The sequence below is a fragment of the Phormidesmis sp. 146-20 genome, assembly GCF_052939475.1.
On record NZ_JBJPHT010000010.1, the window covers coordinates 150,337 to 159,974 of the forward strand.

The 9,638-nt window shown below is 50.0% G+C and carries 10 protein-coding genes; 1 reads left to right on the forward strand and 9 read right to left on the reverse strand.

Translation table 11 applies throughout. The features are described 5' to 3' along the window. Positions 1 to 168: 168 nt before the first annotated feature. Complete coding sequence (locus ACKFKH_RS11380) at positions 169 to 2,106, forward strand: substrate-binding domain-containing protein (protein ID WP_446858404.1); 1,938 nt, start codon at positions 169 to 171, stop codon at positions 2,104 to 2,106. Positions 2,107 to 2,115: 9 nt separating this feature from the next. Here the strand turns inward: ACKFKH_RS11380 and ACKFKH_RS11385 are convergent, their stop codons facing one another. The 9 genes from ACKFKH_RS11385 to ACKFKH_RS11425 form a co-directional block, all read right to left on the reverse strand. Next, positions 2,116 to 2,931, reverse strand: a complete 816-nt coding sequence (locus tag ACKFKH_RS11385; protein WP_446858405.1) for a prepilin peptidase — start codon at positions 2,929 to 2,931, stop codon at positions 2,116 to 2,118. A gap of 391 nt (positions 2,932 to 3,322) precedes the next feature. Next, positions 3,323 to 4,588: a glycosyltransferase gene (locus ACKFKH_RS11390; protein ID WP_446858406.1), complete on the reverse strand. Its 1,266-nt coding sequence runs from the start codon at positions 4,586 to 4,588 to the stop codon at positions 3,323 to 3,325. 72 nt (positions 4,589 to 4,660) lie between these two features. Beyond that, on the reverse strand, positions 4,661 to 4,954 hold the full coding sequence (locus ACKFKH_RS11395) for an antibiotic biosynthesis monooxygenase family protein (RefSeq protein ID WP_446858407.1): 294 nt from the start codon (positions 4,952 to 4,954) through the stop codon (positions 4,661 to 4,663). 45 nt (positions 4,955 to 4,999) lie between these two features. Then, complete coding sequence (locus ACKFKH_RS11400; protein WP_446858408.1) at positions 5,000 to 5,251, reverse strand: hypothetical protein; 252 nt, start codon at positions 5,249 to 5,251, stop codon at positions 5,000 to 5,002. Between the two features lie 167 nt (positions 5,252 to 5,418). Beyond that, positions 5,419 to 7,119, reverse strand: coding sequence for an alpha-amylase family glycosyl hydrolase (locus tag ACKFKH_RS11405; protein ID WP_446858409.1), 1,701 nt, complete (start codon positions 7,117 to 7,119; stop codon positions 5,419 to 5,421). Between the two features lie 373 nt (positions 7,120 to 7,492). Next, positions 7,493 to 7,897 (reverse strand): hypothetical protein, encoded by a 405-nt coding sequence (locus ACKFKH_RS11410; protein WP_446858410.1) that lies wholly within the window; start codon positions 7,895 to 7,897, stop codon positions 7,493 to 7,495. A 21-nt stretch (positions 7,898 to 7,918) separates the two neighbouring features. Further along, positions 7,919 to 8,206, reverse strand: coding sequence for a 4a-hydroxytetrahydrobiopterin dehydratase (locus tag ACKFKH_RS11415; protein WP_446858411.1), 288 nt, complete (start codon positions 8,204 to 8,206; stop codon positions 7,919 to 7,921). 112 nt (positions 8,207 to 8,318) lie between these two features. Continuing rightward, a complete protein-coding gene (locus ACKFKH_RS11420) occupies positions 8,319 to 9,068 on the reverse strand; it encodes an MBL fold metallo-hydrolase (protein ID WP_446858412.1) in 750 nt (249 codons plus the stop codon). Between the two features lie 90 nt (positions 9,069 to 9,158). Continuing rightward, positions 9,159 to 9,365, reverse strand: a complete 207-nt coding sequence (locus tag ACKFKH_RS11425) for an RNA-binding S4 domain-containing protein (RefSeq protein WP_446858413.1) — start codon at positions 9,363 to 9,365, stop codon at positions 9,159 to 9,161. Positions 9,366 to 9,638 lie beyond the last annotated feature (273 nt).

Here is a 9,638-nt window from a genome sequence, read left to right on the forward strand (position 1 = left end):
TTCTTTACTACAGAAGACCAACTTTAAGATTAAAGGTATTAATAAACCCTTAATGTTTGATCTAGCCAGCGCAATTCCGTCTAAATTTAACCCTATTACGGTTTAATCAATTCGATCGAGCCATTTAGCGTTGCACAAAAATCCTACAGTTTGGTGGGTGCGAAAATCATGGTCAAAAAACAATCCTCAGCATTCAGCCTCATTTTGCTGCTTACCTCTACGACTCCTCAACTGTTGAGCGGTTCCTCAGCTTCGGCATCCGCTCTGTTGGCTGCGGCATCGGGCACCAACGTTCGGATCAATGGCTCTGGTAGCATGACATCCGTCAATCAGGCGCTCAAACAGCGATTTGAGAAACAGTTTCCAGACGCGCAGGTCAGCCTTGAAAGTGGCGGTACAGCGGCCGGGCTACAGGCTGTTCTCGATGGTAAAGCTGACTTGGCGGCGATCGCCCGTCCCTTAACTGCCGCAGAAAAAGCAAAAGGACTGGTTGCTGTCCCGGTGGGCCGAGAAAAGATCGCGATCGTTATCGGCTCCAACAACAAGCTCACCAAAGGGTTGGATATCAATCAGTTTGCTAAGATCTTTCGCGGTGAAATCAAAAACTGGTCACAGGTGGGCGGGGCGGCGGGTGCCATTCGCTTGATCGATCGTCCTCCCACCAACGATACGCGCCAGTCCTTTCGCAACTATCCTGCCTTTCAAAACCGCAAATTTGAATCGGGAGCCACCGCCAAAAAACTCTCTGATGACAATCCGCGATCGGTGATTCAAGCGTTGGGCAACAATGGCATTAGCTATCTGCCCCTGAGTCAAGTGCGAAATCAGCCCGGAGTCAAGGCCGTCTTGATGCATGGGACGGCTCCGACCGATGCGCGCTATCCCTTCTCACAACCTCTGTTTTACGTCCACAAAGGAGCGACTCCCAATCCTGCGGCCGCCGCCTTTTTGGGCTACGCCACCGCCGCATCAGGACAGCAAGCCGTCAAACAGACTGGAGCCGTCGCTGTCAAAGGGACTGAACCCACTAAGACCTCGGCGACCGCCAAGAAAACCGCCAAAGGCACAAAAGCCACTCCGTTAAACGCTGCTAATCAAAAGGCGGGCGCAAATCTCTCCAACAATCAAGTGGCTCAGGTGCCTGCGATCGGCGACGGCGATGGGGGGCTGTTGGGCGATCTGGGGCTTCCTTCGTGGCTGTGGTGGCTATTTCCGCTGGGGTCGCTCGCTGCTTTGTTTTGGATGTTGGGCAAAGGACGCGATTCACAACCCGCTTCATCGATTCCAGCTTATCGAGACCCCAATCCTGAGTTTCCAGGAGGGTTTGACCCTTTACAGGCGGGAGCCGGACTGGTCGGAGGAGCCACATTAGCCGGGGCCGCTTGGGAATCGGACGACCGCAACGGTGAATCAGATCAGTCTGATTGGCTGTTTGAAAATCCCAACCTTGCCCCTCCGTCTGCCAACATTCGTACCGAAGAACCGTTTTTGGCAGACGATCGCGATCTCACACCTCAAGACGACGACGACACCACCTGGGGAACGCCAACTCCAGGTTTTGGACTCAACAACGTCGGTGGAGCTTTAACGGGTGGGGCAGCCCTGGCAGGAGGAGCGGGAGCCGCAGCCTGGTCATTTCTCTCTGGCAATCGGCGGCGATCGGACAGTCCCTCAGAGACTTTTGCTCAAACGCCAACCCCCGCAATAGAAAACGTTGTGACGGAGGAAGGAACGGCTTCGAGTTATCAAGGAATCGCGCCATTTGAAGCCGCGAGTGGTCGATTGGTGCTCTCACCGCGCAATGCTCAGTGGGCCTATGCCTATTGGGACATTCCTCGATCGCTCAAAGCCAATGCCCAACGTCAGGGCGACGAAAATCTGATGCTGCGGCTCTATGATGTCACCGGGCTGAATGGAGACACTCAACTTCCAGACCAGTACGAGCAGTTTGATTGTGATGATTTTGCCTTGAGTTGTGACGTTCCGATTCCGACTAGCGATCGCTCGTATGTGGCTGAGGTGGGATATCTCTCATCTAACAATCAGTGGTCAAGTCTGGCTCGATCGACTCCCACCTGGATTTCGGCTCACGAGAGAATGGGGTGATCCCGCGTCTTAAAAGGTTGGAAAAAATAGCTGAAAGTAGCTAGATAAAAGCGCTTCGCCAAAAAAGAGGCTAAAGGTGGCTCCCAAAGCCAGAAACGGCCCAAACGGCATGGGTTGGCGACGATCGAGCAGTCCAAGCGCGATCGCGCCTCCACCCACAAATGCCCCCAATGCACAGGCCAAAAATCCAGCGATTAATAACAGCTTCCAGCCTAACCAGGCCCCCATCATGGCAGCGAGTTTGGCATCTCCTGCGCCCATTGCAGGTTGTTGAAAGACGATTGATCCGACGAAAGCAATCCCGTCTAGCAGCCAAATTCCTAACACTGCGCCCAATACAGATCCCATTAAGGCAGAGATCGCATCCGCTGTGCTCGTAGCACCGTTGGCAACCTGAAACCCCAACCCCAACAACAACCCTGATTTTGTGAGGGAGTTGGGCAACGTCATCGTGTCTAAATCGATCAGCGACAGTGCCAACAGCCAACTGAGAAAAGCCCAATAGCCCACGGTGGCGATCGAGAAGCCAAACACCCAAAATACCGCCAAAAACAGCAATCCTGTGGCTGCCTCGACAAGGGGATAGCGGGGAGAAATCGGAGTTTTGCAGTGACGACACCGACCTTTGAGCCAGAGCCATCCCACCACGGGTACGTTGTCCTGTTTTTTGAGGGGAGTCAGACAGCGAGGACAGCGCGACGGCGGATAAAGCAGCGATAACCCTGCCGGGAGTCGGTAGATCACGACATTCAAAAAGCTCCCGATCGCCGCCCCCAGCAGGAAGACGATCGCAGAAGCAGGCACAGCAAGCAAAAAATCTAGCATGGCGGGAATCAGCAGTTAGGGATGAGCGTTCCCCTTCAGGGTTACCAGTTTGATGCTAAGGGTTGTCAGTTAAACAAAATCACGATTTGTAAGGGATTTGCAAACAAATAACGTCCCACCGCTTCGATTCTGCCCCGCCCCTTGACTGAAAGTCGGAGGCTAACAGAACGAAGTCCACTAAAGGGACTAAACAGCCCATGAGGAAGAGGTCTTGAGTCCTTTTCAAAGGACTTTGCCCGGTTAGCCCCGTAGCCGAAGGCTCTTGCGAAGCTATTATTCAGTCCAGGGCGGGTGAGCAACGGAGCAGAGAGACTTTTTCGGGGACTTTATTAAAGCACAACTCCCTAAGGTGTGTTGAACTTGGAGATTGTTAAATTTACTGTTTCAAAGATTAATGATTTAGAAGCTGTTTTTCGATCGCATCACACGCCAGTCTCACACCAGTCTCTGCTTGAATGAGATGTGCGATTTCTGCTGCTTTAACAGCATAGGGAGGAGTTTCTAGCAATTCACGTAGTTTCTCAGCGATTCGGCCGGCTGAATACTGCTGACGGGAAATCGTCCGCGAAGTCCCCAGGCGTTCGGCTCTTGCGGCATTATCTGGCTGATCATGACTGTAGGGCATGATCAAGGTTGGACGACCCGCCCGTAGTGCCTGAGCCGTTGTCCCAATGCCACCTTGATGCACGATCGCACAAGCACCCCCAAAAATTTGAGAGTAGGGCGCGTATTTCACAGCAATGATCTCGGTTGAAAGACCCTCTGGGGGTGAATTCTTACCAATCAGCAACACTGCACGGCGCTTTAAGAGTTTTGCGGCTTGAATGCTTTCTTTGTAAAAATTACCCGGTGACATGACTGCGGCCGAACCCAGGGTAAAGACGATCGGGGCTTCTCCTGCCTCTAAAAACTGCTTGAGTTCTGGGGTAAGTTCTGCTCCACCCTCGCTGCCGTCATAGAATGTAAACCCTGTGACTGCGGTATTGGCGGGCCAATCTCTTTGAGGCTTGGCAAACACTGAAGAGAACAGGGCTAAGACAAGATAGGGAGAATACTTATCATCAATAAATGGATTACCCTTGAGGGGTGGTAAGTCCAGTTCGCGTCTCAGTTGATGAATTGGCTCTGCCCAGGATTTAGACAAAACTTTTGATAACTGAACGATGCCTCGATTCGCCATAGAACCCAGCCCGCGCAGTTTGGCTAGAAATGGCAGCACAGGCAGGACAGAGGGATCATAGACCGAGAGAAATGAAGTAGGTTGTAAGACAGCAAACGCCCACGGAATCCCTAATTTTTCGGCAACCAATCGCGCTGCTACGACTCCTTCACCTGTAATAATCAGATCTGCATTTTTTGCACCATTGATTAAATCAGTGTAAGTTTCTCGTAGATTTGCACAAACCCAATTTTTGATTACATATTCCGTACCGGTCTTTAAATCCATCATTCGCGCCATCTCTTGGGGGTCGTTGAGGGCGGTATTGTCAGGGCGAATTCGATGAAACTCAAATCCCAAAGCTTCAATTTTCTCTCGATATTCTTGATGAGTCGCAATCACCAGATCATGCCCCCGCTTTCGGAGTTCAAGTGCGATCGCGAGTTTGGGGTGTAGGTCACCCAAAGAGCCAATGGTCGTTAAAACAATACGGCTCACAATTTTGCCTCCCGATCCGCTTGTACAGGATCACGCTTGCCTATTCTCAACGCTTTGCGATTCTTAGTGATTTTAGAATGAGATGGCTTCATAATGCTCCACAATCGGAAACGGATCGTAGAAGTGATGCAGGAGAGAACGCCATTCTTGATATTCTGGCGACTGCCGAAACTGAACCGTGTAAGCTTCTAACGTTTGCCAGCGTACCAGCAAGATGTATCGGTTTTCAGTTTCTAGACAGCGTTGCAGCTCATGAGAACTGTAGCCTGGGATGGAAGCAATCAGGGCTGAAGCCATCTTGAAAGCAGCTTCAAACTCATCACTCAGACCAGGCTTAACCTCCAGAATTGCAACTTCTAATATCACAGGCTCAACGCTAAGGAACGATCGCTCAAGCAGATCCGCCGCCCGCTAACCGCCAAAGGCTTCAAACGGCACAAAACACTCCTGGGGCAACAAAGCAGGCTTGCCGTTAAAAATCAGTTTTCCTCGCAGCGTCAGTCGATTGATCGCAACACCGAGCGGTGGCTCTGTCAATTCTGGATGCACATCATAGTAAGTTTCATAGATCAGCCGCGCCGATCGCACCACCCCTGGATCGATCCACTCAACAAAACTTTCATCGTCCACTCCAACACCTACACTTTGTATCGCGTTAACCACCTGCAAACCCCTCGTTTACGTTCCGCTTGTATCCTATTGCAAAAATGGGAATCCGTACGAAAATTTTGCAGCACGTCGCTAACGAGAAATCATAGGAGGGAAGGTTGAGCCTGCCCATCCCTGATCTCTTCTCGCAAAGCGCAACGAAGTTCTCTCTCATTCCTTCGCTACATCAGGATTACAAACTGCATCGGGTCAAGTTCTAACTGCACAGAGAGAATTTGTAGAGTGGGGTGTTTTTGAATGGGGACAGTGCCTTCTTTGCCGTAGAGAAATTTTAGTGAATCTCCTGCTTGATGTAAGGTTGTATCAATCAGGACAAAATCTTTGCGGTTTTCGGTGGCGGAGGTGTTGTAGGCGATGAGAACTTCTTGTCCTGCGAGGATTCGAGAAAACGCCAGGGTGCAAGGTTGTCCTTGAGGCAGCCCAAAGTCACGACCATCGCCGGAGATTTCTCGAAAATACATGCGCCCAAATCGTAGCGCTTTGAGTTGTTGGTAGATCTTGGCGATCGCTGCTATTTCCTGATAGATTTTGCAGGTTTGATTGAGATAGTTGACAGTGGGATCATCGACATCAAACAGCGCTTCGCGGATAAATTCGTCTCCGTTGCCTTTGCCGGAGAGACCTTGTTCGGTGCCGTAATAGATGCAGGGTGTGCCGAGGGCGCAGAGCAAGTAACCGATCGCTGCGATCACCTGTTCGTCGGGCGTGTCGGCGGCAAAGCGACGTTTGAAGTCTTGCCCAATCTGATCATGGTTATCGACAAATGTCACCAGATAGCGACCCAATTCTCCTCGACTGAGGGCGCGTTGGCGTTGAGCTTCGTAGCGGTTGATCAAATCCACAGGCGAACTCATCCCTTTGATCACACCGGGCAGCGTCCAGTAAAGCGGAAAATCTAAGACAGAATTTAGCCCAAAGTAAATCGTTTTGCTGGTGCGATCGGTGGGTGTGTTGGGGCCAATGTAGCGATTGATCGCGTCGTCGCCGCCCACCAGTTCACCAAACAATAGAAACTGCCGCTTACCTAACCGATAGGCATATTCGCGAACTTCTGAGCAAAATCGAGCGATCGCCAACTCTCCCATGTGTTTGACCGCATCCATCCGAAATCCGTCGATATCGGCTTCGCGCATCCAATAGCAGTGAGCTTTGATCAAGACATCCTGAAGTTTGAGACCATTGGAGTCGTCATCGTTGTTAAAGCCTTTGAGGGAGAAGAAATCGCCGTTTTGTGTTTCGGGGTAGCTGTCCCAATTACGAATTTCACCTCGACGATTGTAGTAGTCTGGGTTTCGCAGTTCTGAAGGAATGGGTCGATCGGGCTTTCTCCAACCACCAAAGGGATAGGTTTTATCGCTGTCGTAATAGTAAGGAACATCACCTAGATAAAACCAGTTATCACCCGAATGATTGGCAACGACATCTAAAAAGACCCGCATTTCTAAACGGTGCGCTGCATCGACGAGATCAATCAAATCTTGCTTGGTGCCAAACCGAGGATCTACATCTAAATAATTCTGAATGGAATAGCCGTGATACTTGTCAGAGTTGGGATCGGGTGCGTCGTTATTCTCAAAAACGGGACTCAACCAAAGAGACGTACACCCTAGATTTTTGATGTAGTCAAGATGCTTCTCAATGCCTTTGAAGGTGCCGCCGCAAAACTTTTTTAGCTGTGCCTGTGTGCCGCTCCCAATCGATCGTTCTCTAGTCTGGACGGGCGTTCGATTCAGATCGTCATGAAAGCGATCGATCATCATGAAATAAATGAATTCTTCTCGCCATTCGCGATCGCAATTCCAATACTTTTTACCAGGAATCGGACTGAAATCAATGTCTGCGATGGAGGTGGGGGCATTCATAAAGGATTTCCTCAAGGACGGGGCAATGATCAACGTGAGGCTATCAACAGAAAAAATTCTTCTGCATTGTGCGGGAGACCAATCAGATTTACAAGTACCCGATCGGGCGACATTTTGAGGGATGAGGCATAGAAGAACGGAGGTTTGAATTCAGTTTTTGGTGTAGAGTAAAGTACCCCACCGCATGGTGGATGAGGCTTCCAGTTTCATCGGTCAGTGCCACGTTGGGGAGCCTCCGAAGAAGTTTCGTACCGAGTACGATGATGTCTTACCTGTCCTCCAGAGATGTGCTACACGCGCTGTGAGCTTAACTCTTGTGGCCTCTGATGCTGTGTTGAAATCGCAAGAACGTGATCTCGCTGCATATCCACAACTAAGCTTGTGGGTTTTTGGTGCGTGCTTCGATGTCTTCAAGGGTGCGGAGAACTAGACGCTTTGCCTGAAGTTGCCAGCCGAGTTGTTGGACTTTGAACGCGATCGCTCCCCCGACGATCGTCGCCACAAAATCGATCGGTTGAGAAGCCGAAATGCCAAACAGCAATCCTAATCCAGCGATTCCCCAGAAAGGTAAAGCCACCGTTTGACGTTGAGTTTCGATCACTTTGCTGATCGGGTCAGTAGGCATTGTAGCCAACAGCGCTTCTTTAACTTGCTCCTGCTCTTTGCGAGGGACTGATAGCCCAATCTTTTGCCGCAATTTCTCGATCTTTCGGGCATCGGTGCTGTACTGCGTCAACTCATCTTCGGCCATCAAAACCAGGCGCTCAAACTGTCCCATTCTCTAACCTTGCTACTTGCTCTATTTTGCAAACTCGTTGGCTTTTTGCGCCAATTCCACATCTTTGAGGGTGATGCCGCCTGAGTCGTGGGTCGTCAGATCGATCGTCACCTGGTTGTACACATTAAACCATTCGGGGTGATGATTCATCGATTCGGCAACCAGCGCCACACTCGACATAAACCCAAACGCTTCGATAAACGATTTGAACCGATATTGACGATGTAGCTTACCGTTTTCAACGCTCCAACCTTCTAGCTGAGTCAGTCGTGTTTCCAGCTCTTGAGCAGATAGGGTAGGGACACTCATAGTAAATATAGAAAAATACCTTCAATTCTCAGAATATAAGGAGAGGCGCGATCCTTTACGGGTAACTAAGAGATCGTCACCAAACTTTTTACCCAGCGCAGACCCAAAAACTTCAGCAAGCTACCTCAATTCGTTCGCCTGGCTTGGGTTCTAGAACGCTAGTTGCAAGATGATTTTCAGCTAATTTGATGCGAAAGTCGTCTGTGTTGCCCATTACTTTGAGCAGCGACAAAAGCAACCCTTCAAAGACAATTTCTCCCCCTGCGGCCGTCGGCAACATCACCCGCGGTTTGACCATCTGAGCCAGTTCTAGGGCGCTTTCCTTACCTTTGATCAGCGAACCGACGATCGGCAGCGCCAAATCAATCAAGGGAGTAATCACGACATCGATCGTGCCAAACTCTTTGAGCGTCGGCGGATGAAACCCGTGTGGCTCGTAGTAGAGCGTCTTGCCATCAGCTTTCATCAGGTAACCATTTTCTTGCACCAATGGGCCGATCGGAGATCCCAACGTGGACTGAATGGTCAAATCGTCTACTGTGAAACGCTCACCATGCTTCAAGGTTGTCACTTGAGTAAAGCCCAACTGCTGAACCACTTTTGCCGCACTAGGCGAGCCAACCACCGGAATCGATTTGTCCAGGTGCCTCAGCGTCTCAGGATGGGCGTGATCTTCTATCCCTTGAGACAGCAAAATCAGATCGAGATGGTCAGGAATAGGGCGATCGTGCGATCGCGATCCCTTAAACAGCCAGTCCAGATTGCCAAATGTCAAATTTCCCACAAGCCAGGGATCGAGCAAAATGCGCTTGCTTGCAAGTTCGATTAACCAAGAATTGTTGTCTAACCAGGTCAGATACATGGCTTGTATAGATTTGTTAAGTCTCTATCATTTTATCGGGTTAGTGACAAAAACTTCAGCAGAGTGAGAATTCCTCCAGGCTTTTTCTTCCTACAAACCTGCCTCGACTTTTAGAGTCTCCCCCATTGTGGTCACTCGATCGCCCGCCATCAATTTGCGTCCTCGTCGCGTCTCAACCTTGCCATTTACTTTGACTTCGCCTGCCTGAATCAGCAGCTTTGCCTGCCCGCCTGTATCGACCAACCCTTTTAACTTGAGAAACTGATCGAGCTTAATCGTATCTTCGCTTGTCATCATGATGTAGGCGCTAAAAGCTAATCGCTCACTAAGGACTAGTTACCTGATCTAGCCTAGCGCAACGCCAGAAGACAACGCCCTCAATATAGCGTCCGCCTTGAACGGATTTGATTTGCTTTTTACGATAATTAAATAATTACTTAAGCCAAAGAATCCCTAACTAAGAGGTTAAAATTGTGATGAAAGAATCGACGGCTCTTGTCTCAATGTTTGTTTTGGTTTAACGTCAGTTCGATGAGAGTGACTCGCTTCGTTTCAATCGGCTTCAGCCCC

Excerpts from the sequence above, each read along its gene's own strand:
- ACKFKH_RS11415 (WP_446858411.1), bottom strand. The coding sequence starts at position 8,206 with ATGAGTGTCCCTACCCTATCTGCTCAAGAGCTGGAAACACGACTGACT.
- ACKFKH_RS11380 (WP_446858404.1), top strand. The coding sequence starts at position 169 with ATGGTCAAAAAACAATCCTCAGCATTCAGCCTCATTTTGCTGCTTACC.
- ACKFKH_RS11410 (WP_446858410.1), bottom strand. The coding sequence starts at position 7,897 with ATGGGACAGTTTGAGCGCCTGGTTTTGATGGCCGAAGATGAGTTGACG.
- ACKFKH_RS11385 (WP_446858405.1), bottom strand. The coding sequence starts at position 2,931 with ATGCTAGATTTTTTGCTTGCTGTGCCTGCTTCTGCGATCGTCTTCCTG.
- ACKFKH_RS11420 (WP_446858412.1), bottom strand. The coding sequence starts at position 9,068 with ATGTATCTGACCTGGTTAGACAACAATTCTTGGTTAATCGAACTTGCA.
- ACKFKH_RS11425 (WP_446858413.1), bottom strand. The coding sequence starts at position 9,365 with ATGATGACAAGCGAAGATACGATTAAGCTCGATCAGTTTCTCAAGTTA.
- ACKFKH_RS11405 (WP_446858409.1), bottom strand. The coding sequence starts at position 7,119 with ATGAATGCCCCCACCTCCATCGCAGACATTGATTTCAGTCCGATTCCT.